Annotated in this window: 26 protein-coding genes; 13 read left to right on the top strand and 13 right to left on the bottom strand. The window is 58.8% G+C overall.

From position 1 onward, the window contains the following. Positions 1-150: 150 nt before the first annotated feature. Genes nth through rsxA form a run of 7 tightly spaced genes read right to left on the bottom strand, consistent with a single transcriptional unit; the run spans position 151 to position 6,672 of the window. On the bottom strand, positions 151-783 hold the full coding sequence (nth, locus tag ACYVG7_RS18545; protein WP_460884579.1) for an endonuclease III: 633 nt from the start codon (positions 781-783) through the stop codon (positions 151-153). Between the two features lie 23 nt (positions 784-806). After that, positions 807-1,520, bottom strand: a complete 714-nt coding sequence (locus tag ACYVG7_RS18540; RefSeq protein ID WP_460884578.1) for an electron transport complex subunit E — start codon at positions 1,518-1,520, stop codon at positions 807-809. After that, complete coding sequence (gene rsxG, locus ACYVG7_RS18535) at positions 1,517-2,149, bottom strand: electron transport complex subunit RsxG (RefSeq protein ID WP_460884577.1); 633 nt, start codon at positions 2,147-2,149, stop codon at positions 1,517-1,519. Before rsxG ends, ACYVG7_RS18540 begins: the two co-directional genes overlap by 4 nt. A 3-nt stretch (positions 2,150-2,152) precedes the next feature. Beyond that, positions 2,153-3,235, bottom strand: coding sequence for an electron transport complex subunit RsxD (gene rsxD, locus ACYVG7_RS18530; RefSeq protein ID WP_460884576.1), 1,083 nt, complete (start codon positions 3,233-3,235; stop codon positions 2,153-2,155). A 2-nt stretch (positions 3,236-3,237) separates the two neighbouring features. After that, complete coding sequence (gene rsxC, locus ACYVG7_RS18525; RefSeq protein WP_460884575.1) at positions 3,238-5,541, bottom strand: electron transport complex subunit RsxC; 2,304 nt, start codon at positions 5,539-5,541, stop codon at positions 3,238-3,240. Continuing rightward, entirely contained in the window at positions 5,538-6,089 is a 552-nt protein-coding gene (gene rsxB / locus ACYVG7_RS18520) for an electron transport complex subunit RsxB (RefSeq protein ID WP_460884574.1), read from the bottom strand. The genes rsxC and rsxB overlap by 4 nt, the downstream gene beginning before the upstream one ends. Before the next feature lies 1 nt (position 6,090). Then, a complete protein-coding gene (gene rsxA / locus ACYVG7_RS18515; RefSeq protein ID WP_460884573.1) occupies positions 6,091-6,672 on the bottom strand; it encodes an electron transport complex subunit RsxA in 582 nt (193 codons plus the stop codon). 263 nt (positions 6,673-6,935) lie between these two features. On the opposite strand from rsxA, the gene ACYVG7_RS18510 reads away from it, so the two are divergent. Together ACYVG7_RS18510 and tyrR are read left to right on the top strand one after the other, a co-directional pair. Then, positions 6,936-7,832, top strand: a complete 897-nt coding sequence (locus ACYVG7_RS18510) for a DMT family transporter (RefSeq protein ID WP_460884580.1) — start codon at positions 6,936-6,938, stop codon at positions 7,830-7,832. Positions 7,833-8,002: 170 nt separating this feature from the next. Next, positions 8,003-9,586, top strand: coding sequence for a transcriptional regulator TyrR (gene tyrR, locus ACYVG7_RS18505; RefSeq protein WP_460884572.1), 1,584 nt, complete (start codon positions 8,003-8,005; stop codon positions 9,584-9,586). 110 nt (positions 9,587-9,696) lie between these two features. Here tyrR and ACYVG7_RS18500 read toward each other — a convergent pair whose 3' ends face one another. Continuing rightward, positions 9,697-10,440: a UDP-2,3-diacylglucosamine diphosphatase gene (locus tag ACYVG7_RS18500; RefSeq protein WP_460884571.1), complete on the bottom strand. Its 744-nt coding sequence runs from the start codon at positions 10,438-10,440 to the stop codon at positions 9,697-9,699. A gap of 87 nt (positions 10,441-10,527) precedes the next feature. Beyond that, positions 10,528-11,019 carry a peptidylprolyl isomerase gene (locus tag ACYVG7_RS18495; RefSeq protein WP_460884570.1) on the bottom strand — a complete coding sequence of 164 codons (492 nt, stop codon included), beginning with the start codon at positions 11,017-11,019 and terminating at the stop codon, positions 10,528-10,530. A gap of 238 nt (positions 11,020-11,257) precedes the next feature. Between ACYVG7_RS18495 and ACYVG7_RS18490 the strand changes: the two genes are divergently transcribed. The 10 genes from ACYVG7_RS18490 (at position 11,258) to pmrB (ending at position 19,491) form a co-directional block, all read left to right on the top strand. Continuing rightward, positions 11,258-11,461 (top strand): hypothetical protein, encoded by a 204-nt coding sequence (locus tag ACYVG7_RS18490; RefSeq protein ID WP_460884569.1) that lies wholly within the window; start codon positions 11,258-11,260, stop codon positions 11,459-11,461. Between the two features lie 94 nt (positions 11,462-11,555). After that, complete coding sequence (locus ACYVG7_RS18485) at positions 11,556-11,756, top strand: hypothetical protein (protein ID WP_460884568.1); 201 nt, start codon at positions 11,556-11,558, stop codon at positions 11,754-11,756. A gap of 107 nt (positions 11,757-11,863) precedes the next feature. Next, on the top strand, positions 11,864-13,243 hold the full coding sequence (cysS, locus tag ACYVG7_RS18480; RefSeq protein ID WP_460884567.1) for a cysteine--tRNA ligase: 1,380 nt from the start codon (positions 11,864-11,866) through the stop codon (positions 13,241-13,243). A 209-nt stretch (positions 13,244-13,452) separates the two neighbouring features. Continuing rightward, complete coding sequence (locus ACYVG7_RS18475; RefSeq protein WP_460884566.1) at positions 13,453-14,094, top strand: thermostable hemolysin; 642 nt, start codon at positions 13,453-13,455, stop codon at positions 14,092-14,094. Further along, entirely contained in the window at positions 14,094-15,551 is a 1,458-nt protein-coding gene (locus ACYVG7_RS18470) for an AMP-binding protein (protein WP_460884565.1), read from the top strand. The genes ACYVG7_RS18475 and ACYVG7_RS18470 overlap by 1 nt, the downstream gene beginning before the upstream one ends. Beyond that, a complete protein-coding gene (locus ACYVG7_RS18465; protein ID WP_460884564.1) occupies positions 15,548-16,207 on the top strand; it encodes a TenA family transcriptional regulator in 660 nt (219 codons plus the stop codon). The genes ACYVG7_RS18470 and ACYVG7_RS18465 overlap by 4 nt, the downstream gene beginning before the upstream one ends. After that, positions 16,204-17,046 (top strand): SDR family oxidoreductase, encoded by an 843-nt coding sequence (locus ACYVG7_RS18460; protein WP_460884563.1) that lies wholly within the window; start codon positions 16,204-16,206, stop codon positions 17,044-17,046. The genes ACYVG7_RS18465 and ACYVG7_RS18460 overlap by 4 nt, the downstream gene beginning before the upstream one ends. Then, complete coding sequence (locus tag ACYVG7_RS18455; protein ID WP_460884562.1) at positions 17,043-17,687, top strand: hypothetical protein; 645 nt, start codon at positions 17,043-17,045, stop codon at positions 17,685-17,687. The genes ACYVG7_RS18460 and ACYVG7_RS18455 overlap by 4 nt, the downstream gene beginning before the upstream one ends. A gap of 41 nt (positions 17,688-17,728) precedes the next feature. Beyond that, on the top strand, positions 17,729-18,391 hold the full coding sequence (locus ACYVG7_RS18450) for a response regulator (RefSeq protein ID WP_460884561.1): 663 nt from the start codon (positions 17,729-17,731) through the stop codon (positions 18,389-18,391). Beyond that, entirely contained in the window at positions 18,388-19,491 is a 1,104-nt protein-coding gene (gene pmrB, locus ACYVG7_RS18445; protein WP_460884560.1) for a two-component system sensor histidine kinase PmrB, read from the top strand. Before ACYVG7_RS18450 ends, pmrB begins: the two co-directional genes overlap by 4 nt. Here pmrB and ACYVG7_RS18440 read toward each other — a convergent pair whose 3' ends face one another. Further along, entirely contained in the window at positions 19,492-20,010 is a 519-nt protein-coding gene (locus ACYVG7_RS18440; RefSeq protein WP_460884559.1) for a WbuC family cupin fold metalloprotein, read from the bottom strand. Positions 20,011-20,211: 201 nt separating this feature from the next. Between ACYVG7_RS18440 and ACYVG7_RS18435 the strand changes: the two genes are divergently transcribed. Next, positions 20,212-20,463, top strand: coding sequence for a TIGR02647 family protein (locus ACYVG7_RS18435; RefSeq protein ID WP_460884558.1), 252 nt, complete (start codon positions 20,212-20,214; stop codon positions 20,461-20,463). On the opposite strand, the gene ACYVG7_RS18430 is transcribed toward ACYVG7_RS18435, so the two are convergent. The 3 genes from ACYVG7_RS18430 to ACYVG7_RS18420 are packed head-to-tail and all read right to left on the bottom strand — an operon-like array spanning position 20,430 to position 23,273. Next, positions 20,430-20,810: a hypothetical protein gene (locus ACYVG7_RS18430; RefSeq protein WP_460884557.1), complete on the bottom strand. Its 381-nt coding sequence runs from the start codon at positions 20,808-20,810 to the stop codon at positions 20,430-20,432. The two genes, ACYVG7_RS18435 and ACYVG7_RS18430, sit on opposite strands and share 34 nt — an antisense overlap. Then, on the bottom strand, positions 20,807-21,835 hold the full coding sequence (locus ACYVG7_RS18425; RefSeq protein WP_460884556.1) for a substrate-binding domain-containing protein: 1,029 nt from the start codon (positions 21,833-21,835) through the stop codon (positions 20,807-20,809). The genes ACYVG7_RS18430 and ACYVG7_RS18425 overlap by 4 nt, the downstream gene beginning before the upstream one ends. A 28-nt stretch (positions 21,836-21,863) precedes the next feature. Beyond that, on the bottom strand, positions 21,864-23,273 hold the full coding sequence (locus ACYVG7_RS18420) for a glycoside hydrolase family 32 protein (protein WP_460884555.1): 1,410 nt from the start codon (positions 23,271-23,273) through the stop codon (positions 21,864-21,866). Between the last annotated feature and the right edge of the window lie 12 nt (positions 23,274-23,285).

Below are 23,285 nucleotides of genomic sequence, written 5' to 3'. Positions count from 1 at the left end.
TTTTGGCGATTAAATCAGATCACAAACGAAGCCTTTTTTCTATCTATTTCAATTGGTTGTAGCTAAAGATCCTGTACATGAATGACTATTAAATAAAAAAGCCCCGGCATAGTGACCGGGGCTTTAATTCGAATTAATTGTTTATCTCTGTTATTCAGCCTTTTCCTTGAACTCGCACAGATCTTCAATCAGGCAGGAGCCACAACGGGGTTTACGGGCGATGCAGGTATAACGGCCGTGCAGAATAAACCAGTGATGCACATCCAGCTTGAATTCCGCCGGGACATGCTTGAGCAGTTTCTGCTCCACTTCGTCGACATTCTTGCCGGGGGCAAAACCGGTGCGGTTGGCAACGCGGAAAATATGGGTATCCACGGCGATGGTGGGCCAGCCGAAGGCGGTATTGAGCACCACGTTGGCAGTCTTGCGGCCCACACCGGGTAGTGCCTCTAGTGCGGCTCGATCCTCCGGTACTTCACCGCCGTGCAGGGTCAACAACTGCTGGCAGGTCTTGATCACATTTTCGGCCTTGGCGTTATACAGGCCTATGGTCTTGATATAGGACTTGAGGCCATCCAGGCCGAGCGCCAGGATGGCGGCCGGGGTATTGGCGACCGGATAGAGCTTGGCGGTGGCCTTGTTCACCCCGACATCGGTGGCCTGCGCCGAGAGGATCACCGCAATCAGCAGCTCGAACGGTGAGCTGTAATGCAGCTCTGTGGTCGGGTGGGGATTGGCCTCGCGCAGACGCTCGAGGATCAGTCGACGTTTATCCTTGTTCATGGAGCCAGATCCTCGTATCCGTCCTAGAGAGTCGTCATCCGTGCGCGCTCGACCTGTGCCTTGACCCGCAAGGTGCGGCGGGAGAGGCGGGCATCGATCAGATTCTTGATGGCGATGATAAAGCCCAAGGCCAGAAACGCGCCCGGTGGCAAGATGGCCAGCAAGAAGCCGCTATCGGCGGTAAACAGTTCAATCTTCAATCCGGCGGCCCATGGCCCGAGCAGCTGCTCGGCACCGGCAAACAGGGTGCCTTGGCCGAGGATCTCGCGCAGCCCGCCCAAGACCAGCAGCACCAGAGTAAAACCGAGCCCCATCATCAGGCCATCAAACAGCGCCAGCAGTGGCGGGTTGCGGTTGGCGAACGCCTCGGCCCGGCCAATGATGACGCAGTTGGTCACAATCAAGGCGATAAAGATCCCCAGAGCCTGGTACAAGTCATAGAGGTAGGCGTTCATGACCAGCTGCACGCAGGTCACCAGGGCCGCAATGATCATCACATACACCGGGATCCGGATTTCATTCGGCACCCAGTTGCGCACCAGGGAGATGGCCAGGTTGCTGAGCATCAGCACGGCAGCGGTTGCTACTCCCAGTCCCAAGGCGTTGGTCGCCGAGGTGGTGACGGCGAGGGTCGGGCAGAGACCGAGGATTTGCACCAGCGCCGGGTTATTTTTCCATAACCCTTGCTTGGCGATGTCGGCGAGTTGCCCTGATGCTTTGAGTTCGCTGTCGCTCATGGTGTCTCCTGGCAAGCCGGGGCCTGCGTCAGTTCCTGGGCATGTTGTTGCAGCAGCAACAGCACATTTTTAACGCCTTTGACCACGGCTCTGGGCGTAATGGTGGCGCCGGTGAACGAGTCGAACATACCGCCATCTTTACGCACGGCCCAGCGGGGATCTGGATCACCCAGCAACGCCTGACCGGTGAAACTATCGATCCAGTTCGATTTGCTGCGCTCTATCTTGTCGCCCAGTCCCGGGGTTTCGCGGTGAGCCAGTACCTGGACCCGACTGATTTTTCCATCCGTGGTCACCGCCGTCAGTAAGCGGATCGCCCCGGAGTAACCCTGGGGCGCCACCGACTCGATGATATACCCGGTCACCGTCTCGCCCTTGCGTGCGATATACACCGGATGCGGCAAGTCGTCGCCCAGCAATTCGGGCAGGCGCAACTGCACGCAGCTGGCAGACAAGTCGTTATCGTACAGCTGCGCAGGCAGTAGCTCGCCCAGCGTTTGCTGCAACTGTTTCTGGCTCTGTCCGGCAATGCGACCACGGGTGAAGTGGTCGGTGACAGCCACCAGTGCGGTGCAGCCCAGGGCAAACAGGGCCAGACGTACGCCATTTTTTGTCATGGAATGAAACATCGTCTAGCCTCCTTTCGAATTGCTGCGGGTGCCATAAACCGCCGGCCGCGTCATGGAATCGAGCAGGGGCGTGCATATATTGGCCAGCAGCACGGCAAATGCCACGCCATCGGGGTATCCGCCCCAGTGGCGGATGAGGAACACCAGTCCACCGATCAGGGCGCCAAACAGTAAGCGGCCCCGGGGTGTGGTGGCGGCGGTCACCGGATCGGTGGCGATAAAGAAGGCTCCCAGCATGGTCGCGCCGGATAACAGCTGCAGCGTCGGGGAGATAAAGTGGACCGGATCCAGATGCCAGGCGATGGCGGAGCAAGCCGTCAGGCTGAGCAAAAAGGCGGTGGGAATATGCCAGGCGATGGTGCCCAGTCCGATGAGAAACAGGCCGCCTGCCAGGAAGGCCAGATTCACCCACATCCAGCCGATACCGCCTGCGCCCCACTGACCGAGTGCGGTAAATTGCGGCTCTTGTTGCACCTGTTGTACCGCTTTACCAAGGCCGAGCTGGGTCTTCATGGTATCCAGCGGCGTGGCGCTGGTGGTGCCATCCACGCTCTGGCGGATCTGCATCAGGCTCACTCCGTCACCTGTGCTGCCGTGGAGGATCAGCGCCGCGGCGCGGGTCAGATCCGGTTGTTGCTGGCTCACCCCCTGGGGCGGCATCCAGCTCGTCATCTGGCTGGGAAAGGAGACCAGCAGCAACACATAAGCCACCATGGCCGGATTAAACGGATTCTGACCCAGGCCGCCGTAGAGCTGCTTGGCAACGATGATGGCAAAGGCCGTCCCCAGAACCACCAGCCACCAGGGGGCCAGCGGCGGCAGGGCGACGGCAAGCAACGCCGCGGTCAGAATGGCACTGCTATCGCGCAGCGCGGGTCCTATAGAACGTTGCCGCAACAGCAGCACCAGGGATTCAGTCAGCAGGGCGGTCAGAGTGGCCAGCAACAGCTGGATGATGACGCCATAGCCGAAGAAATGAACTTGTACCGCCACACCAGGTAACAGGGCCAGCAGGACCATCCGCATCATGGTGGTGGTGGTCTGCTGGCTATGGCCATGGGGCGCGCTTGCAATGGTAAATGCCATGGTCAGTGAGACTCCGTGGAAGAGGGTGGGGTTGGGTCGGCGGGTGCGGACGCTGATTGCTCGGCTTGCTGGGCCGCCACTTGCTCGGCCTTGCGCGCCTTGGCGCGGGCCACAGCCGCAGCAATGGCCGCTTTCTTGGGATCCTCGTGCGCTGGAGCCTCGGGCGCGGCGGGTGACTCGTCTGCGGCGGACATCGCAGGCTGGGTCGCAGCGGCTTGTTGCTCCGCTTTGCGAGCCTTGGCACGGGCCACAGCCGCAGCAATCGCCGCTTTCTTGGGATCCAGCGCCGCAGTTTCGGACGCTGGTGCCTCGGGCTCGGGTGTCTCGGCTGGCTGGGTCGCAGCCGCTTGTTGCTCCGCCTTGCGAGCCTTGGCGCGAGCGACAGCCGCGGCAATCGCCGCCTTCTTGGGATCCAGCTCCGTAGTCTCGGGCGCTGGTGCCTCGGTAGCCGTGCTAATAGCAGGCTGAGTGGCCGCAGCTTCCGAAGGTGTGACGGGGGCGTCCGACGCCGCTTGTTGCTCCGCCTTGCGCGCCTTGGCACGGGCCACAGCGGCGGCAATCGCTGCTGTTTTCGGGTCAGTGCTGGTTTGAGCCGGGTTGTCTTGGGCTGGGCTGGCAGCCGTCAAAACCGGGGTAACCGCAGGGGGCTGAGTCGCGGACTCTTGCTGGCGTTGCAGAGCCTGCTGCTTACGGGCCGCGCGAGCGGCCTGAATGGCTTCACTGCCCAGATTGGGGATCCCGGGAGTGGTCGCACTGGCCGCCAATTCTGCTTGCCGGGCCTTGACCCGGGCCAGGGCGGCGGCAATCGGATCACTACCGCCAGCTTGTTGGGTCATCTGCTCACGGCGGGCCTGACTGGCTTGCTGGTGGCGATTTTCCCGGCTCAGACGGTCCGCTTCGAGTCGCTGTTTCTTGGCCTCAAAGCGCTGCTTGGCACGTTCGGCTTGCTGCGCTTCCTCCTCCAGTCGACGCAATTCGGCTTTTTCTTCCCGATAGTACTGCACCAGCGGAATGCTGCTGGGACAGACCCAGGCGCAGGCACCACATTCGATGCAGTCATCGATATGGTACTCCTGGGCCTTATCGTGCTCGCCGGCTTTGCTGTACCAATAGAGCTGCTGCGGCAGCAGGCTGACCGGGCAGGCGTCGGCACATTGGCTGCAACGAATACAATTCATCTCTTCGCCCGGCGGCGGCAACTCCACCTCGCTGGGGGCCATCAGGCAGTTACTGATCTTGACGATAGGCACATCGGCATGGGGCAGGGTAAAGCCCATCATGGGGCCACCCATAATGATGCGTTGCCGGGGCTCGGGATTGAGTTGGAACTGGCCCAGTAACCAGCGCACCGAGGTGCCCAGGCGCACCCAGGCGTTGCCCGGCTTGCCGAAGCGATCCCCGGTCAGCGTGACCACGCGGCGGATCAGGGGTTCATCGTCTATGACCGCCTGGCGCACGGCGAACACGGTGCCGACGTTGAGCATAATGATCCCGAGGGTCAGGGAGCGTTTGCCCGACGGCACCTGGCGCCCGGTTAGAACTTCGATCAGTTGCCGTGCGGCGCCCGAGGGGTACTTGGTCGGGATCACCCGGACCTGGACCTGCTCGCCATCGACCACGGCCTGCATGGCGGCAATCGCCTGAGGCTTGTTATCTTCAATGGCGATCAGCACTAGCCGGGGTTTGAGGATATGGCGGACCACCTCGATCCCCTCGGCGATGCGTTGTGCCTCCTCGCGCATCAGGCGATCATCGCAACTGATGTAAGGCTCGCACTCCGCGCCATTGATGATCAGGATTTCAACCTTTTCTCGCCCTGTGGCCAGTTTCACATCGGTGGGGAAACCGGCGCCGCCCAAACCGGCGATCCCGGCTTCATGGATGCGACCAACGAGCTCCAGCGGTGTCAGGCTCTGATAATCCGGCAGCGGGAAGCGCTCACGCCACTCATCCAGACCATCGGGTTGGAGATGAATACACAGCTCGCTGAGTCCGGAGGGGTGGGCCACGGTATGGGGCTCTATGCTGCTGATGATGCCCGAGGTCGGGGCATGGATCGGCACCTGCATCCGGGATTCGGGTCGGGTCAGCGGCTGGCCGGTAAGGACCCGGTCGCCCGGTTTCACGATCACCTCTGCACTGGAGCCGATATGTTGCTTGAGGGGCAGTACCAGCAAGGGTGGAATTGCCGCTTCGACCAGCGGCACCTCACTGGATTCGAGCTTGTGTTCTTCAGGATGGATACCACCGTGGAAGTCCCAGAGCTTGCCACTCCAGATCTTGTCAATGACACGACTCAGAGTCATTTGATCATCCTTACCGGAATAGTTTCCAGATCCCAGTTCCAGGAGTCCGGGGTGGTGGGAACGTCGATCATCTCGATGCAGTCGGTCGGGCAGGGATCGACACAGAGATCACAGCCGGTACATTCACTCTTGATCACGGTATGCATCATCTTGGCGGCACCGACAATGGCATCCACCGGGCAGGCCTGGATGCACTTGGTGCAGCCGATACACAGATCCTCGTGGATAAAGGCGACCCGTTTGATGGGGCGTTCGATTTCGTCGCTACTGGGCACCTCAACCCCCATCAGGTCAGCGATGCGCTTGATGGTGGGTTCCCCGCCGGGAACACATTTGTTGATGACATCGCCATTGGCAATCGCCTCGGCGTAGGGGCGACAGCCCGGATAGCCGCACTGCCCGCACTGGGTCTGGGGCAGCAGGGCGTCGAGTTTTTCCACAACCGGGTCGGCGTCGACCCGGAAGCGAACAGCGGCGTAGCCCAGCAGCAGGCCGAATAGCAATGCCAGCAGCGCAAATAGCGCGAGAACAATCAGAATATGGCTCATGTCAGGATTTGATCAGTCCGGTAAAGCCCATAAAAGCCAGCGACATCAGGCCGGCAGTAATCATGGCGATGGCGATGCCACGAAACGGCAAGGGCACGTCCGCGGCGGCCAACCGCTCCCGCAGGGTGGCAAACAGCATCAGAACCAAGCTGAATCCCAATCCGCCACCCAGGCCGTAGACCACACTCTGCAAGAAGTCATGACGTTCGGTGACGTTGAGCAGTGCCAGGCCCAGAACGATGCAATTGGTGGTGATCAGCGGCAAATAGATGCCCAGCAGGCGATAGAGATCCGGGCTGGTTTTGTGCACCACCATCTCGGTAAATTGCACCACTACGGCGATGACCAGGATAAACGCCATGGTGCGCAGATAGGCAATATCCAGCGGGATCAGCAGCCAGTGATCCACCAGATAGGAGAGAGCCGAGGTCAAGGTCAATACGAAGGCGGTAGCCAGTCCCATGCCGACCGCGGGCTCCAATTTTTTGGAAACCCCCATGAAGGGACATAAGCCGAGAAATTTGACCAGTACGAAGTTATTGACCAGCACAGTACTGATGAACAGCAGCAAATATTCACTCATAACATCGGTTGGCTCCGGAAAAATGGCCGTCATTATCGTCCCTTGGCGAGCCCATAACAACCTCAAAAACCGTATAACAACTCGGGATCGGCGGTATATGGCTGGCGATCCTGAGGTCTGCTCGCTAGACTGACCGCCCGTCTCTCAATACCAGCGTTTTATGCTGTATTTCTCCCGGATTCTCCCTGGAATTACCGCGTATTGGCTGTGGATATAGCAAGGAATGATGAAAAGTGTCTAACTCCTCGCCAAGCTGGCTGCCGATGGCCGCGCTGACTCTGGCAATGGCGCTCTGGTCCAGTGCTTTTATCGCCTTGAAGAACATTCTGGCGGTCTGGGGCCCGGGACAGGTTATTTTTGCCCGTATGCTGGTGGCCTCGATCTGCTTCTTGCTGCTGCTGAAATATTGGCGGCGCATCCGTTATCAAGCCGGGGATTGGCGCTGGCTGGCACTGATGAGCCTGGCCGAGCCCTGTTTGTACTTCTCTCTGGAGGCCAATGCCCTGACTTATACCAGCGCCGGGCAGGCTGGCATGGTTACTGCGACTCTGCCGCTGATGGTGTCGTTCACCGCATTTTTCATGCTGGGGGAGCGTATCTCCTCCCGTCAGTTACTCGGCTTTTTGCTGGCCATCAGCGGTGTGGTGTGGCTCACCATGGCCGGTGACCATCAGGCCAGTGCGCCTGCGCCCTTGCTGGGTAACCTGCTGGAGCTGGGAGCCATGGCCTGTGCCTCGTTTTATGCCGTGTTGTTGAAGAAATTATCCAGTCGTTACAGCCCGCTGTTTCTCACTGCCATCCAGGCGTTTACCGGCGTGCTATTTTTCGCCCCCATGGCCTGGTTTGAACCGGTGCCTTTGCAGCTGGGCTGGCAAGAGTTCAGCTATGTGCTCTATCTGGGGGCTTGTGTCACGCTTGGTGCCTATCTGTTGAATAACTGGGCGATCACCAAGCTGCCGGTCACCATGGCGGCGGCCTACAGCAACCTGATCCCGGTCTTTACCCTGCTGCTGGCTTATCTGCTGCTGGGTGAAACCATGAATAGCCAACAGTTGCTGGCCTGCGGTGTGGTGTTTGCCGGTGTCGTTCTGAGTCAGTTGCGCTCCCGAACGGCGCTCGCCACGGCACAGCCTGTGACTGCCGGGGAAGGCGCTTCCTGACCGGGCCCAGCCTTCGGTCGATAAGCTGTCGCCAGCTTTGCGCTATCGCCAGACTGTTTTACTATGCAGATCAAAGCAGAAGCCGGACGTGCGTTGGGGGATAGGCTTATTTCTCAGCGCCGTACTGATGTCCGGGTCTGGAATCTTCGTTGTTACTCCGCTGAGGTCTCATGCGTCTACAAGTCAGTTGTGAAGATCGGCTCGGCCTGACCCGCGAATTGCTGGCTCGGCTGGAAGAGCATGCCATCGACTTGCGCGGGATCGAGCTGGATGTCAGTGGTTTTATCTACCTGCACTTTCCGGAATTGGGTTTTGAGCGCCTGCAGCAGCTGATGCCGGAAATTCGCCGCATCAAGGGCGTGCTGGATGTCAAAACGGTCCCCTTCATGCCCTCGGAGCGCGAGCACCATCAGGTGCAGGCGCTGATGAAGGCGTTGCCGGATCTCATCTTCACCATCGATGTCCGCGGGAAGATCTCCCATGTCAACGATGCGGTGCTGAACATATTGCGACTGGATCTCAAAGATGTACTCGGCCTGCAAGTCGGCTCCTTTCTCAAAGGATTCAACTTCCCATCCTGGCTGCAGGAGGGCGCGCGGCAGGGGGAAACCTGCAAGCTGGCCTTTGCCGGTGAGGATTATCTGGGCGATATCTTGCCGATCGCCATTCCCGAGCCGCGACTGGCTGGCGCGGATAGTCACTCGGTACCGGCCAGTGCGCTGGCCGGTGCTCTGGTGATCCTCAAGTCAGCCCGTCGGGTCGGCCATCACTTCAATCTGCTGCAATCCCGGGATGAGAGTCGCTTCGAGCTGTTTATGGCCCACAGCAGCGTGATGCAAGCCTTGCTGCATCAGGCTCGCCGACTGGCGGCCCAGGATTTGCCGCTACTGATCCAGGGTGAAACCGGCTCTGGCAAGGAGATGCTGGCTCGGGCTTGCCATCGCGAGAGCCTGCGGGCGCAAGGCCCTCTGCTGGTGCTCAATTGTGCCGCCTTGCCGGATGAAGTCGCCGAACATGAACTATTCGGCTCGGCACCTGGAGCCTTCGGTGCCCAGTGGCCGGGTAAGAAGGGGCTGCTGGAGCAGGCCAGTGGCGGCTCTTTCTTGCTGGATGAGGTCTCCGGGATGTCACCGCTGCTGCAGAGCAAATTGCTGCGGGTGCTGCAGGATGGCCGCTTCCATCGCGTCGGCCAGACCGAGGAGGTGCGGGTCGATGTGCGGATCCTCTGTACCTCGCGGCATTCATTGCAGGAGCGGGTGCAGCAAGGGTTGTTTCGTGAGGATCTGTTCTTTCGCCTCAGCGTGTTGCAACTGGAGATGCCGCCCCTGCGTCAGCGTCAGGCGGACATACTGCCGCTGGCCCAACAATTGGTGGTCCAGATCTGCGATGAACTGCAGCGCTCTCGACCGCGTTTTTCCCGCCATCTGGATGAATTCTTGCTCGGTTATCCCTGGACAGGCAATGTGCGCCAACTGCGCAATGCCCTCTATCAGGCGTTAACCCTGCTCGAAGGCGATGAGTTGGAGCCCCGGGATCTGCGTTTGCCCCATGTGGAGGCGGCGGCGCACTCGCTGGAGCAGTGGTTTGATGGCTCCTTGTCTGATGCGAGTAAACGCTTCGAGAAGGCGATGCTGGAGCGGCTCTATCCGCTTTATCCATCCAGTCGGCAATTGGCGGTTCGTTTGGGCGTCAGCCATACCGCGGTGGCCAATAAACTGCGGGAATATGGCATTGGCAAAAAGCATGAACCCTGATGAGTGTTGGCTGGGGGAGAGAATGCGGGTCAGTGAAGGGGCTAGGGTGAGCGGTTTGCGCTAGGAAAAATCAGCCCCACCGCGAGCGGCGAGGCTGACAGATATGAAGACTAATCGGCGGTAGTGACCGCTTTTTCGATCAGTTGCAACCCTTGATGGCTGGCTTCCAGATAGGTGAACTTTTCATCCCAATCCCCCAGTACGATACGCTCGGCCGGTCGGCGGCGACCGCTGGTTTCCAGCACCTCGAATCCCAGATCATGGCGAGCCGGTTTATGGGTATGACCGTGGATCATCAGGCTGGTCTGGTGATGGTGCATGATGTGGGTGACGGCTTCCGGGGTCACATCCATCAGCATCAGGGATTTGCCCTTCTTGCCCTGCCGCATCTTGCCGGCAATCTCCATCCGTTTGGACAGCGGGAGGCGCAGGAAGATCCAGCGTAGCCAGCGCCAACTGGTGATGCGGCGAAAGCGCTGGTACTTCTCATCCAGGGTGCACAGTTGATCCCCATGTAACAACAAGGCTCGACGACCGTAGAGCTCGAGGACGAACTCGGCGGGTAGCAGAGTCATGCCCGCTGCCCGGGCGAAGGCCTTGCCGATCATGAAATCCCGGTTGCCATGTATGTAGAAGAGGGCCGTGCCCTGCTGACTCAAGGTTGCCAAGGCGCTGGCAACTTCCAGCTGCAGCGGTGAGCGCTCGTCATCGCCAATCCAGAATTCAAAGAGATCGCCCAGGATATAGAGTGCCTCGGCTTGAGGCGCTTGTTGCTGCAAAAAACGCAGGAAGGCAGCAGTCAGATCGGGTCTGTGCTCGCTTAAATGCAGATCAGAGATAAACAGGGTTGTCATCGCGGCTCGGTACTGAGGGCTGGGTTCGCCCGCTAGAGAGAAATAAGGGCATGGTCGCAACCATGCCCTCGATACATCAGGCTGCCTTTAGGCAACGGTGACGCGTTCGATGATCACATCTTCCTTCGGCACATCGCTGTGGCCACCGGCACGGCCAGTCTTGACCAGCTTGATCTTGTTGACCACGTCCATGCCTTCGGTGACGGCACCGAACACACAGTAGCCCCAACCTTGGGTCGATTCGTTTCTGAAGTTCAGATAATCGTTATTGACCAGGTTGATGAAGAACTGGGCGCTGGCAGAGTGGGGATCGCTGGTGCGAGCCATCGCCAGGGTACCGACTGTGTTACCCAGGCCATTGTTGGCTTCGTTCTTGATGGGGGCGCGGGTCTCTTTTTCTTTGAGCCCTGGCAGGTAACCACCGCCCTGGATCATGAAGTCGTTGATCACCCGATGGAACAGGGTGCCATCGTAATGGCCGTCACGGCAGTATTGCTCGAAGTTGGCACAAGTTTCCGGTGCCTTGTCGGCAAACAGTTCGATGGTGATATCACCGTGATTGGTGTGCAGTGTGATCATGAAACGGTCCTCGTCACTGGGGGCGGATTGAAAGCCGGAGCCTGATGCTCCGGGTGCATGGAGCGACTTTAATGCTGCCCCATGCCAAGTGAGAGCGATTCTGCGGTCTTGGCTTCCGAATGTCTACCCTTTGCCCCCGAGTTGAAGTGGTCCGGCAGGCCAGCAAGACGAAGCCCTTCTATACTTGTAGCAGCGCAACAGACGAGGCTGGCAGGTTAGAGCCCGCCGGGAGGTGGTGATGATGTACGAGGAGCGGGATGTCGTGCTGGAGTTACCCATCGGCTATATCCGGGAACATTGCACCTCCTGGTCACGCTTGTGTCACGAGCTAGGGTTGGAGGCCGAAGGTCTGGAGCAGGGGGTCTACCTGAGCAATGATCGGGTGAGCCTGGATCTGGCGATGGCCAAACGCTACGGCCTGTGTCAGGAGTGGTGGCTGTAGTCTGGAGCTGATGCGGTGTCGAGTGCACCGCAGAGTCGAAACAGTGGGTTGGTCACCTGGCTGAACGTCATCCGCGTGGTGACAGGAGGTGGTTGTGCTGCACGACAATGAGGTGTTTATCGAGTTGCCCTTAAGCTATCTGCATGACAAGTGCACTGGCTGGGATTCCTTGTGTGAGGAGGTTGGTTTGCCGCCAGATTGCCTCGAATATGGTTACTGCGAGCCGGATCAGACCGTGCGGTTGAGCCTTGAATTGGCCAAGAGTCATGATCTGTGTCGGGGCTGGCAGCTATAGGCGCGTCGGATTTATCCTATCGAGGGGGCTCGCGGTGCGGCCCCCTCGTCAATTCTGCCGATAGCCGCTAGAATGTCCGTTCGCTTTTTTAGGGACAGGTCATCTCCATGCTGAAGATTTACAACTCACTCACGCGTCAAAAAGAAGAGTTCAAGCCAATTCGCCCCGGCCAGGTGGGCATGTATGTGTGTGGGGTGACCATTTACGATCTGTGCCATATCGGTCATGGCCGCACCTTCGTCGGTTTCGATGTGGTGGTGCGCTATTTGCGCTACCTCGGCTACAACGTCACCTTCGTGCGCAATATCACCGATGTGGATGACAAGATCATCAAGCGCGCCGCCGAGAATCAAGAATCCTGTGAGGCGCTGACCGAGCGGCTGATTGGCGAGATGCATGCCGACTTTGATGCCCTGAACCTGCAACGTCCAGATATCGAACCCCGTGCCACTCTGCATATCGATGAGATCATTGCCCTGGTCGAGCAGTTGCTGGCCAATGGTAACGCCTATGTGGCCGAGAACGGTGATGTGTTGTTTGCCATCGACAGCTATGCCGACTACGGTCGTCTCTCGGGCCAGGATCTGGAACAGCTGCAAGCCGGAGCCCGAGTCAGTGTCGAGGAGGCCAAGCGTAATCCGCTGGATTTTGTGCTGTGGAAGATGTCCAAGCCGGGTGAGCCGACCTGGGAATCGCCCTGGGGGCCGGGACGTCCGGGCTGGCACATCGAGTGTTCAGCCATGAACTCCAAGCATCTGGGCAATCATTTTGATATTCACGGCGGTGGCTCGGATCTGATGTTCCCGCACCACGAGAACGAGATTGCCCAAAGCTGCTGCGCCCACCATACCCAGTACGTCAATACCTGGATGCACACCGGTATGGTGATGGTCGACCGGGAAAAAATGTCCAAGTCCCTGGGCAACTTCTTCACCATCCGTGATGTGCTGAAGGTCTATGACGCCGAGACGGTCCGTTACTTTTTGATGTCGGGTCACTATCGTAGCCAGCTCAACTATTCCGATGAGAATCTCAATCAGGGCCGTGCGGCTCTGGAGCGTCTCTACACAGCGCTGCGTGGCCTGCCGGTAGTGGCGGCGGCTGGTGGAGAGAGCTTTGTTGACCGTTTCCGTGCCGCCATGGATGATGATTTCAACACGCCGGAAGCCTATTCGGTGCTGTTCGATCTGGCCCGTGAAGTGAATCGATTGAAGAGTGAGGGCGCAGCGGAGGCTCCGTCCTTGGCTGCCCGGCTGCGCGAGTTGGGCGGCGTGCTGGGTCTGCTGGAGCAGGATCCGCAAGCCTTCCTCCAGGGCGGAGCCGAAACCGATAGCGAAGTGGCGGAGATTGAAGCCCTGATCAAGGCTCGTAATGATGCACGGGCGGCGAAGGATTGGCCCGCCGCCGATGCGGCCCGCAACCGTCTCACCGAGATGGGCATAGTGCTGGAAGATGGCGCCCAAGGCACTAGCTGGCGCCGTAAGTAACCGAACCGATTGCCCAATGGATAAGGAGACAAGCCAGCGCTTGTCTCTTTTTTTTGCAACTTGATGCAGTGTCGCTTCCTTTAATCCGGTGCGTCATTTCAGCATGCCAGCATGCTGCTCCACACTATTTCCTATTTTTTTCATCACATAAGCAATCGTTAAGCTTGGCTCTCTAGTCTGCAGATATAGCATCCATCGTGGAGAGCGATATGCAACTAGCCACTCAATCTTCTGTTCCCCCATATCATCTGGATCTGCATCTGGCGCCGGATGATGCCACCTTGAGTTTTGTTCGCCAGCGTTTTGCCCGGCACCATGGGGCCAACATTCAGCAGCTACTGCCCTGGCAGTGCACGTTACGGGATGAACAAGGGCAACTGCTGGCCAGTGCCGGACTCAACCCTGCGGGCAGTGGACCACTGTTTCTCGAACATTATCTGGAGTCTCCGGTTGAACAACAGCTGGCGGCCCGTTTGCAGCAACCTGTAGTGCGGGACGACATTCTGGAGGTGGGGAATCTGGCCGCCTGGGATGGCCATGCCCGCTTGCTGATCCTGTCCTTGATCCAGTACCTGGCTGAACAGCGCTATCGCTATGTGGTGTTTACCGCCACCGATCAGGTGCGAGCACTTTTTCGGGCATTAGGGCTTAAGCCTCAATATCTGCAGACGGCCAGTCGGGAGCGGATCCCGCATCCGGAGCAATGGGGTCGTTATTACGAGCATGACCCACAAGTGGTGGCTGGCGATATCCGTCTGGGACATCAGCAATTGCTGCAACATCCCCAATGGCAAGCCAAATTACAGCAATTACCACGCTGCGAGCAGCGTTTACCTCGGGTGGAGGTGTGATGAAATTACTCCATAGTCTGGCCGTATGGTCTGAATTACAGGGCAATAGCGTTGCCTTGCGCGATGAGCGCGATGAAGTGACCTATGGTGAGCTCTGGTCGCGAGTGACCCGGGAAGCCGAGGCGTTAACCCAGCGGCTGGAAGAGCGTCATCTGTCAGGACGTCCGGTGGCACTGTTGGCCGACAACGGTATCGATTGGGTGGTGCGCGATCTGGCGTGCATGCTGGCCCAGATCCCCTGCGTCCCGGTTCCTCCCTTCTTCAATGCCGAGCAACGAGCCCATTTGTTGCGGGATAGTGGCTGCGTGCTGTTATTAGCGCAGACGGAGCAGGGCTGGACCGAGCAGTGGCTCGATAACCAGGCGGTTTCTCTGCCTTCCGGTACCTGCAAGATCACCTACACCTCGGGCAGTACCGGTGAGCCCAAAGGCGTCTGCCTCGGGGCCGGATCGCTGCAAAATACGCTGGAGGCATTGGCCGAGCGTATCGGCTCTTCGGGCGTCACAGAGCATCTGTGCACCATGCCATTGGCCGTGTTGCTGGAGAATCTAGCCGGGGTTTATCTACCGCTGTGGCTGGGCAAGCGGGTCTCGTTGCCGGGATTGAGCAGCCTGGGGCTCGGCTCCATGCAGCGCCCGGATCCGGCGCGATTTATCGCCACCCTGGCTGCGAGCCATGCCGATAGTCTGATCCTGTTGCCTGCCACCTTAGGGTGGTTAGTGACCGCAACCCAGTCGCACCTGTTGCCAGCTGAACGCTGGAAGCTGCTGGCTGTCGGTGGCGGCAAGAGTGGGCAGCAACTCTTAGCGCAAGCCGATGCGCTGGGCTTGCCCGTCTATGAAGGCTATGGCTTGTCGGAAGTCGGCTCTGTGGTGGCTCTCAATGGGCCTGAGTGCCGTCGACTGGGGAGTGTGGGTAAACCCTTGTCTCATTTGGAAGTCCGTCTGGCCGATGACGGCGAGGTTCTGGTCCGCGGCAATGCCATGCTGGGTTACATCGGTGACCCGGAGGTTCCGTCCACGGCTGACTGGCTGGCCACCGGGGACTGGGGTGAATGGGATGCCGATGGCTTTTTGACCATCCAGGGGCGGAAAAAATCGACACTGGTCACCGGCTTTGGTCGCAACGTGGCTCCGGAATGGGTGGAGGCCGAGTTGGCCACTGTGCCCGGAGTCTTGCAGTGCTTTGTCTACGGGGATGAAGAGCAGGGGATCCAGGCGCTGTTGTTTGCTCCCACCCTGGCAGGTACCCAGGAAGGCGACGAGTTGTTGCAAGCCTGCAATAACCGATTACCCGACTATGCGCGCCTGCGCGGATGGCAATTTATCCGTGACCCATTGAGCCGTGAGCGCGGTGAGCTCACCGCCAATGGTCGAGTTCGACGCCACATTATATTCCAGCAACGCATCCAGCAGGGTGCAGCGAGCTCAGTGATTTTGAATGAGGAAGTATCATGAGTTTTTATCAGCGACTGGTGAGTGAAACAGCGGCAGGCCGCGATTATCTGCTCTCGGCTCCGGCCATTCTGGCGTGTCAGCGCGGCGAGGTCACGCTACCTCGCTATATCGCCTTTCTGACCCAGGCTTACTACCACGTGCGGCAAACCATTCCGTTGCTGATGGCCTGTGGTAGCCGCCTGGGAGAGCCCCATCGCTGGCTGCAGGATGCGATCACCGAATATATCGAGGAGGAGAAGGGGCATGATCGCTGGATCCTGAATGATATCGCGGCGTGTGGCGGAGATGCTGCACAGGTGGAGCGGGGGATGCCGCACTTTACCACCGAGCTGATGGTCAGCTACGCCTGGGATAGCGTGACGCGCGGTAATCCGGTGTCATTTTTTGGCATGGTCTATGTGCTGGAAGGAACCAGCGTCAACCTGGCAACCCCGATGGCGGAACTGATCCGGGCACGACTCGGCCTGCCGGAACAAGCCATGAGTTATCTCACTTCCCACGGCAGCCTGGATCAGGAGCATATCGTGTTCTTCCAGCGGTTGATGGATCAGTTGACTCATGAAGCCGATCAGCGAGCGGTGATCCATATGGCCAATGCCATGTTCCGCCTGTATGGCGATCTGTTCCGCGCCTTACCCATGGAGTCTGCAGCATGAAATTCGCCATCATCACGGGTGCCAGTGGCGGTATCGGCCGCGCCGTTGCCGAGCGGTTGGCCGCCGAAGGCTGGTCCCTGCTGCTGATTGCCCGGGATGGGGCCCGCCTCTCCCAGCTGCGGCTGGAGCTGGGAGAGGCCTATCCGGCGTTGCGGGAGCAGATTGCCTGGCTGGCATTGGATTTGACCGCTCTTGATGCCATGGACGAGTTGCTCAGTTATCTGGGCGAAACCCAGCAGACGGTGGACTTAGTGATCCATGCCGCCGGTTGCCAACGCTTTGCCTGTCTTGGGGATCAGGATGACAGTGCCATGGAGCAGCAACTGGCGCTGAATTTGCGGGTGCCGATGCAGCTGACTCGCAGCCTGCTACCCGTCATGGCCCCTGGCAGCACCATTGTTACCGTGGGGTCAACCTTCGGAGCCATCGGCTATCCGGGTTTTAGCGTCTACTGCGCGACCAAGGCCGGATTACACGCATTCAGTGAAGCCCTGGCCCGCGAGTTGGGACCTGATGGCCCGCGAGTCTGTCTGTTAGTGCCGCGCGCCACGGCTACCGAACTGAATCACGGCGCGGTCGATGCCATGAATCAGGCGCTGGGCACCGCAGTTGACTCACCGGCTCGCGTCGCCAGCGAGTTGATGCAATTGTTGGCCAGCCGTCAGCGTCGCCGTTTTATCGGCTGGCCGGAGAAGTTCTTCGTGCGCCTCAATGCTTTGCTGCCCTGGTTGGTGGATCGGGCCATCGGCGCCCAGCGCGAGCAGATCTGTGGATTTGCAACCATTCGTCCGGCGGCCCGTCAGGCGCCGGTGTTACCTACTGAGGAGAAACAATCATGAAATTTTGGTCCGTAACATGGCTCGGTGGCGCTCTGCTGGCCGGCTCTTTGGTGGGTATCTCCCTGCAGGCCGCTGAGACCGAACCCTATCTGGCTTTTCAGCAGCGCTGGGCCGAGGCTCAGTACCAGCAACAAGGCGATGCGCAGGAACAGGCTCTGGCCAGCCTGGCGGATGAAGTTCGAGCAGCCAGCGCCGCACGCCCCGATGATTTGCCCCTCAAGACCTGGGCCGGGATCATCGTCGGTAGCTATGCGGGCGCCAAAGGCGGGCTAGGCGCGCTGTCATTGGCGGAGGAGGCCAAGGCTGATTACGAGGCAGTGATCGCCAAGGATGCCTCGGTGCTCAAGGGCTCTGCCCTGACGTCGCTGGGAGTACTCTATTACAAGGTTCCCGGCTGGCCGTTGGGCTTTGGTGATGAAGAGCGCGCTGCCTTCATGCTGCAGCGCGGTCTGAACCTGAACCCGGAGGGTATCGACAGCAACTACTTCTATGCCGATTTTCTGGTCAGTCAGGGCAAGAAGGAAGAGGCAAAATCCTATTTACTCAAGGCCAAGGCGGCGGCTCCTCGTCCGGGCCGGGAAATTGCCGATGCCGGTCGGCAACGCGAGATCGCGGCGTTACAGGAAAAACTCGAGCAGTGATAGCATGCGAGGTAGTAACGGCCTCGTGATGGGATTGAGCCATGAAAATTCTGGTAGTTGAGGATGACACCCTGCTGCGGCAGGGGTTGCAACAGGCGTTGAGTCAGGAGCAGTACAGCTGTGATGTCGCGGTCAATTGCGCCGAAGCGGACTCGCTGATCAAGGTGAGTGAGTATGGGCTCATCATTCTGGATCTAGGTTTACCGGATGGCGACGGCATGAGCCTGCTCAAACGCTGGCGGCAACGGGGCATGGTACAACCGGTGTTGATCCTGACTGCCCGTGATGCGCTGGATGAACGGGTCGCCGGGCTGGATCGCGGGGCTGATGACTATATGGTCAAACCTTTCGCCCTGGCCGAGTTGTTGGCCCGGGTGCGGGCCTTGTTGCGGCGGGATCAAAAACTGGCCAGCAACCAGATCATCAGCGGCGATTTGATGCTCGATCTGCAGCAAAAAACCGTCACCCTGGCCGGGGCGCCGGTGGTCTTGACCCGTCGCGAGTTCGCCTTGCTGCGGCGGCTGGTGATGCAGGCGGGCAAGCTGGTCAGCCGTGAGCGCCTGCAGGAAGATATTTATGACTGGCAAGACGATATCGGCTCCAACGCTTTGGAGGTACATATCCATCATCTGCGGCGTAAATTGGGTACAACCCGGATCCGGACGGTGCGTGGTGAAGGATATTGCCTGGAGCTGCAGGCATGAGTGCGTTGTCACGAGGACGTAACTGGCTGAGGCAGCAAGGATTGCGCAGTCGTCTGTTGTGGTTGTTAGCCTCGATTTTGTTACTGACTCACTGTGCGTCCACCTACTGGGTCTGGCACGAAAGCCAGGAGCAGATTAGCGAGCTGGTGCATCTGGCGCTCGATCCCGGCCACTCCAGCCATGAGCTAGCCAAAGAACAGCGGGAGACCATAGCCGCCTTGTTTGTGCCACCCATGGTGTTTGGTAGTTTGGGGCTGCTGCTGGCCTATCTGGCCATCAGCTGGTTGACCAGCCCTCTGGAGCGATTGCGTGATTTGTTGCAACAGCGCAGCTCCAGCAATCTGGAGCCCTTGCAGATGGACGCCTCGGGGCCGGAGTTACAGGCGGTCGTCGATGCGATGAACGGTGTCTTGTCCCGACTGTCCCTGGCATTGCAGCGGGAGCGGCAATTCAGTGCCGATGTCGCCCATGAGCTGCGCACACCGCTGGCCGGGGTACGGCTTAATCTGGAGCTGATGCAGCAAGCGGGTGTTCACGGAGTGATAACGCTCATTGAGCGGCTGGATGGTCTGCATCATACCGTCGAGCAGTTGCTGAATATGGCGCGGGTGGAGCGCAATCTGATCATCGGCGTGGCGGGGGATGTCGAGTTCGCCCGGGATGTGTTTGCGCCTCTGGAAGCGGAATGTCGGCAGATGCTGGCACGGCGTGGTTTGACGTTGGTGGCAGAGGTCGAGTCGCTGCGCCTGCAAGGTGAGGTGTCACTCCTGCAGATGCTGGTTCGTAATCTGGTGGAGAATGCCAGCCGTTACGCGGATGCAGACAGTGAAGTCCGTCTGCAGTTTCGGCGACTGGTGTTACCTGAAGGCGAATTTGCCGAACTGGTGTTGAGTGATCAGGGCCCGGGAGTGGCGGCCGATAAGCTGGCCCGTCTTACCGATGCCTTCTCGCGACTCGACAGCCGGGGGAACGGTATTGGTTTGGGGCTGAATATCGCCGCCCGGATCTGTGCCTTGCATCAAGCGAGCCTGCAGTTTGACAACATTGCCCAACCTCGAGGCTTGCGGATCCAGGTCCGCATTCCGCTGCATTCATCCTGATCATCGCCAGGTTGTTTTGCAGCCCGAGTTTGATGACTCAGGATTAACCTGGGCCAACGTCAGATGGGTCATGTCCATGCCCGGTGTCGCCTGTTGCAACCAGTCGCGAGCGAGCGTCGCCTGAGGGCTGGTTTCTTGCGGAGACCAAGCCGGAACTTGGGCTTCGACAAAGGGGCCGGGTTTGACTTCAAAAAAGCAGAATGGCTGGTGGACACTCAGGGTGTGGATCAGTCCGGGCGGAAGTTCGAGCACTTGGCCGACCGTCAGTGTCTGCCGGGTCATGATCATGCCTTGCTCATCCAGCGTCAGCAAATCCCCCTCACCGAAGAGTGGCTGGAGTAACTCCCATTGTCCTGAATGGAGATGTGGGCGGAAATAGGTGCCCGGTTGTGCGGCCACGACTAATCGCTGAACCCGATCCTGGTGGTCACTATGCCATAGCTGGTGTGTCCGGAGTCGTGGAGAACTAAGAGCCTGCGTCAGCAGTTGCTGGCAAATATCGTGATCAATCATTTTCATGGCAACTCCTGATCTGTATCTGAACAGTGGTGATTCCCGAGGCCAGGGCTGGAGCTGTCTCTGCTTCACCGTCATTACGAGCTGTAAGCTGTCCACCCTCGATGGAGATGAAACCAGAGAGTTTGCGCTGACACGCATTTGTGAAGGGGTGGCTCTGTTATGGTGAAGCTGTCCCCAGTTGTCCTCGTAAGGAATCACACTATGCGCGCAAAACAGCTTTCGCAATCGGCCTTCATTCAAGATCTGGCCTTGTTAGCTCGTTACGATCTGACCAATCTCGAGTTGGGCATCAAATTACGTCAGGACTCCGATCCCGAGCTGCGGGAATCGGCGATGCGTCTATTTCAGAAGGGCATCATCACTGCCGCAGACGGTGGTTACCTGACCCCGTTCGGGGTCAGCCTGCTGGAGTATCTGGATCATCTGTTGAATGCACTGACCGACGCGGATTGAGCCAACGTCGGCTCGGCCAGTTGTAACAGATCCAGTTTTTCTAACTCCCACCCTTGGTTTCCCGGCCGCATATAGCAGATGAAACTGATGGCGGGAGTTTTGCTTTTATCCTCGCCGATGACGACCCAGCTGCGGGCGGGCGGCTTGGGTACCGAGACATCATTGATATGTAATGACAACAGAGAGCCCAAACGAAAGCTGACATAGGTTTTGCAGCTGTCGGCGGCGGCTTGCTGTTGTGGGGTCAATGCTTTATTGGCTGCCGGGGCCAGCGTCGTGGCGCACGTTGGCGCCATGACCAACAGTAGGGACATGGCCACTAGCGTGACGATTGGCATTTTGGTCATAGTTTTCGTTGCCGAGATGCAGGATGACGCCAGTGGATTTGCGCTGGAAGCAAGAGCCCGCTCTGGTCCACGGTTTCCTGTTCGATGAGTTGGCGCAATAGATCGAAGGCTCGGCCTGCCATGGCCGGACAATCTTGGGCTATGGTATCGATGCGCAGCGGCAGGCAATCAAACAGATAGTGATCATCGAAACTGCAGAGATGAATGTCGGCAGCCATCAGTTGATGTTGGTTCAGATAGCGCAAGACTCCCTCTAACAGGCCACAGGCGGCGGTGAACAAGGCCTTGGGCGGGCGACCCAGTTCGGCACACAGCTGCGCCATCATTTCATAGCCGGAGCTGGGGCTGAAGTTGCCGTGGCGAACCCAATGCGGTTTACCAGATACGCCTGCCCGTTGCAGCCCTAATTCATAACCGGCCAGTCGCTCCCGGCTTGGTTCCAGCCGCAGCTGGCCGCCCAGATAATAAATTTCCTCCGGATGCAGGATCGCCAGGTTCTCTACCAACTCGGCAGTTGATTCAATGGAGTCGGTAATTACCCAGGGCAGACTGGATTCCGCGATCCGTCGATCCAGTTGCACGACAGGTAAGCGGGCACTGATTTTCTGGTATTCACTATCCGACAGTGAACTGGAGGCCACGATCAGTCCATCCACCTGGCGCTGCATCAGGCTGTTGACCGCCATCATCTCCTGACTGGGGTTTTCATCGGAACAGGCGATCAGTAGCTGCAATCCTGCTTCACGACACAGGGTTTCCAATTCCCGGGCAACCGAGGCGAAACCGTAATTGGTCATTTCCGGCACCACCAGCCCCACAGTCTGTGAACGGTTGGAACGCAGGGCCCGGGCATGAATACTGGGTTGATAGTGTTGTTCGGCGGCGATGGCCAGAATGCGATCGCGGGTTTCGTCGGCAACGCGATACTCTTTACTGCGGCCATTGAGTACCAGACTGGCGGTTGCTTTGGAGACGCCCGCCAATCCGGCTACATCGCTGATGGTGATTCGTTTACTTGTCTTCACGGCATCGTTCTATGCGTAAAATGAGTCCTCATTCTATCACGGGCATGGCCAGCGGCCAGTGCTGGAGGTTCAGTTGTGCGTCGCCAGTAAAATCAAAACTCAATTTATGCTGTGGGAAGTAGCGTGCTGACATCACAGCGGCTCCTCCATTGATAAAGATCTCCACGCTGGAGTGGTCGGACAGGATCTGCAACTCGGTCAGGTTACCGCGCCAGTAACGGTGTTCCAGCTCTGCGGTTCGCACATGAGGGCGGCTCAGGGTCAGACGGGTGCCATTCCATTCCAGACTCAGCGCTTGGGCTAATTGCAGGCGGAAGGGGCCATCACATTGCAGCCAGAGTTCGGCACTGTCGGCGGTATAGAGGGGCGCATCATCGGCACGGCCCTGCCAATAGCGGCGTTCGCCACGCAACTGCTGCAGCTCCCGAGCCGGTCGTTGATAGAGCTGGCCATCGTGATAGCTTAACTCGCGGGGGCAGGTCATGGTGTGGATCCAGCCCTGGGCTACCGTCGGTTGCAGCAATTCATCCTGATCCGGGATGCCCATCCAGCCGAACAGTAGGCGACGACCATCCTCGGCCTGGGTAGTTTGCGGCGCGTAGAACTCGAAACCTAAATCCAGTTCGTGAAACTCACCATGGGGGAAATGGGCCTGCACATAGTCCAGCTGGCCGACAAAATAACCAGCCTGATGGGTATTGAGATAGCGTTCTGCTTCGGCGGGTAGACCTTGCGGACAGCAGATCAGGATATCTTGCCCCTCCAACTCGAACAGATCCGGACACTCCCACATATACCCGAAATCGCCCAGCCCGTTGAGCTGGCTACCGGCGATGTCGCCACGCGAGTGCCACTGCTGCAGGTCATCGGAAACCAGTAGGATCACCTTGCCTTGCTGCTGCAAGTCCTGAGCGCCCAGCACCATGTACCAGCGTCCATCATGCTGCCAGACCTTGGGGTCCCGGACATGACCGCTATAGCCTGCAGGCAATGGCAGAACAGGGCCCAACTTGTCAAATTCATCACGCTCATTGGCGATAGCCAGGCATTGGTTGGCGGTGCGGGAGCCGTCAGGATATTTCACATTCCCGGTATAGATCAGTACGATGCGATTATCCTGCATCACGGCCGAGCCGGAGTAGCAACCATGACTCTCGTAGGGCTCCGAAGGCACCAGAGCAACCGGTTCATGGCGCCAATGCAACAGATCGGTGGAGCTCCAGTGGCCCCAGAATTTGGCGCCATGTGCACAGGCAAACGGATTCCACTGGTAGAACAGGTGGTAGCGCCCCTGGTGCTGGATGAAGCCATTCGGGTCATTGAGCAGACCGACCGGGGGGGCCAGATGCCAGCAAGGTCGCAAGGGGTCGGCGGCGGCAATAGGTTGCCCGGTCATCAAGGACCGGGCCAGTTGTTTGAGTAAACTTGTTTCGTCCATCAGCAGGCGTCC

It is taken from the genome of Pseudaeromonas pectinilytica (assembly GCF_054780855.1).
The sequence above is the reverse complement of the archived record's forward strand: the minus strand, read 5'-3'. Positions and strand labels throughout refer to the sequence as shown.

What these genes read in the sequence shown, in the direction of transcription:
- pmrB (WP_460884560.1), top strand. Translation starts at nt 18,388, where the DNA reads ATGAGTGCGTTGTCACGAGGACGTAACTGGCTGAGGCAGCAAGGATTG.
- ACYVG7_RS18510 (WP_460884580.1), top strand. Translation starts at nt 6,936, where the DNA reads ATGGCCGCGCTGACTCTGGCAATGGCGCTCTGGTCCAGTGCTTTTATC.
- cysS (WP_460884567.1), top strand. Translation starts at nt 11,864, where the DNA reads ATGCTGAAGATTTACAACTCACTCACGCGTCAAAAAGAAGAGTTCAAG.
- rsxD (WP_460884576.1), bottom strand. Translation starts at nt 3,235, where the DNA reads ATGGCATTTACCATTGCAAGCGCGCCCCATGGCCATAGCCAGCAGACC.
- ACYVG7_RS18490 (WP_460884569.1), top strand. Translation starts at nt 11,258, where the DNA reads ATGATGTACGAGGAGCGGGATGTCGTGCTGGAGTTACCCATCGGCTAT.
- ACYVG7_RS18450 (WP_460884561.1), top strand. Translation starts at nt 17,729, where the DNA reads ATGAAAATTCTGGTAGTTGAGGATGACACCCTGCTGCGGCAGGGGTTG.
- nth (WP_460884579.1), bottom strand. Translation starts at nt 783, where the DNA reads ATGAACAAGGATAAACGTCGACTGATCCTCGAGCGTCTGCGCGAGGCC.
- ACYVG7_RS18475 (WP_460884566.1), top strand. Translation starts at nt 13,453, where the DNA reads ATGCAACTAGCCACTCAATCTTCTGTTCCCCCATATCATCTGGATCTG.
- ACYVG7_RS18455 (WP_460884562.1), top strand. Translation starts at nt 17,043, where the DNA reads ATGAAATTTTGGTCCGTAACATGGCTCGGTGGCGCTCTGCTGGCCGGC.
- ACYVG7_RS18500 (WP_460884571.1), bottom strand. Translation starts at nt 10,440, where the DNA reads ATGACAACCCTGTTTATCTCTGATCTGCATTTAAGCGAGCACAGACCC.
- ACYVG7_RS18460 (WP_460884563.1), top strand. Translation starts at nt 16,204, where the DNA reads ATGAAATTCGCCATCATCACGGGTGCCAGTGGCGGTATCGGCCGCGCC.
- rsxC (WP_460884575.1), bottom strand. Translation starts at nt 5,541, where the DNA reads ATGACTCTGAGTCGTGTCATTGACAAGATCTGGAGTGGCAAGCTCTGG.
- ACYVG7_RS18495 (WP_460884570.1), bottom strand. Translation starts at nt 11,019, where the DNA reads ATGATCACACTGCACACCAATCACGGTGATATCACCATCGAACTGTTT.
- ACYVG7_RS18440 (WP_460884559.1), bottom strand. Translation starts at nt 20,010, where the DNA reads ATGAAAATGATTGATCACGATATTTGCCAGCAACTGCTGACGCAGGCT.
- tyrR (WP_460884572.1), top strand. Translation starts at nt 8,003, where the DNA reads ATGCGTCTACAAGTCAGTTGTGAAGATCGGCTCGGCCTGACCCGCGAA.
- ACYVG7_RS18540 (WP_460884578.1), bottom strand. Translation starts at nt 1,520, where the DNA reads ATGAGCGACAGCGAACTCAAAGCATCAGGGCAACTCGCCGACATCGCC.
- ACYVG7_RS18465 (WP_460884564.1), top strand. Translation starts at nt 15,548, where the DNA reads ATGAGTTTTTATCAGCGACTGGTGAGTGAAACAGCGGCAGGCCGCGAT.
- ACYVG7_RS18435 (WP_460884558.1), top strand. Translation starts at nt 20,212, where the DNA reads ATGCGCGCAAAACAGCTTTCGCAATCGGCCTTCATTCAAGATCTGGCC.
- ACYVG7_RS18470 (WP_460884565.1), top strand. Translation starts at nt 14,094, where the DNA reads ATGAAATTACTCCATAGTCTGGCCGTATGGTCTGAATTACAGGGCAAT.
- rsxA (WP_460884573.1), bottom strand. Translation starts at nt 6,672, where the DNA reads ATGAGTGAATATTTGCTGCTGTTCATCAGTACTGTGCTGGTCAATAAC.
- rsxG (WP_460884577.1), bottom strand. Translation starts at nt 2,149, where the DNA reads ATGTTTCATTCCATGACAAAAAATGGCGTACGTCTGGCCCTGTTTGCC.
- rsxB (WP_460884574.1), bottom strand. Translation starts at nt 6,089, where the DNA reads ATGAGCCATATTCTGATTGTTCTCGCGCTATTTGCGCTGCTGGCATTG.
- ACYVG7_RS18420 (WP_460884555.1), bottom strand. Translation starts at nt 23,273, where the DNA reads ATGGACGAAACAAGTTTACTCAAACAACTGGCCCGGTCCTTGATGACC.
- ACYVG7_RS18430 (WP_460884557.1), bottom strand. Translation starts at nt 20,810, where the DNA reads ATGACCAAAATGCCAATCGTCACGCTAGTGGCCATGTCCCTACTGTTG.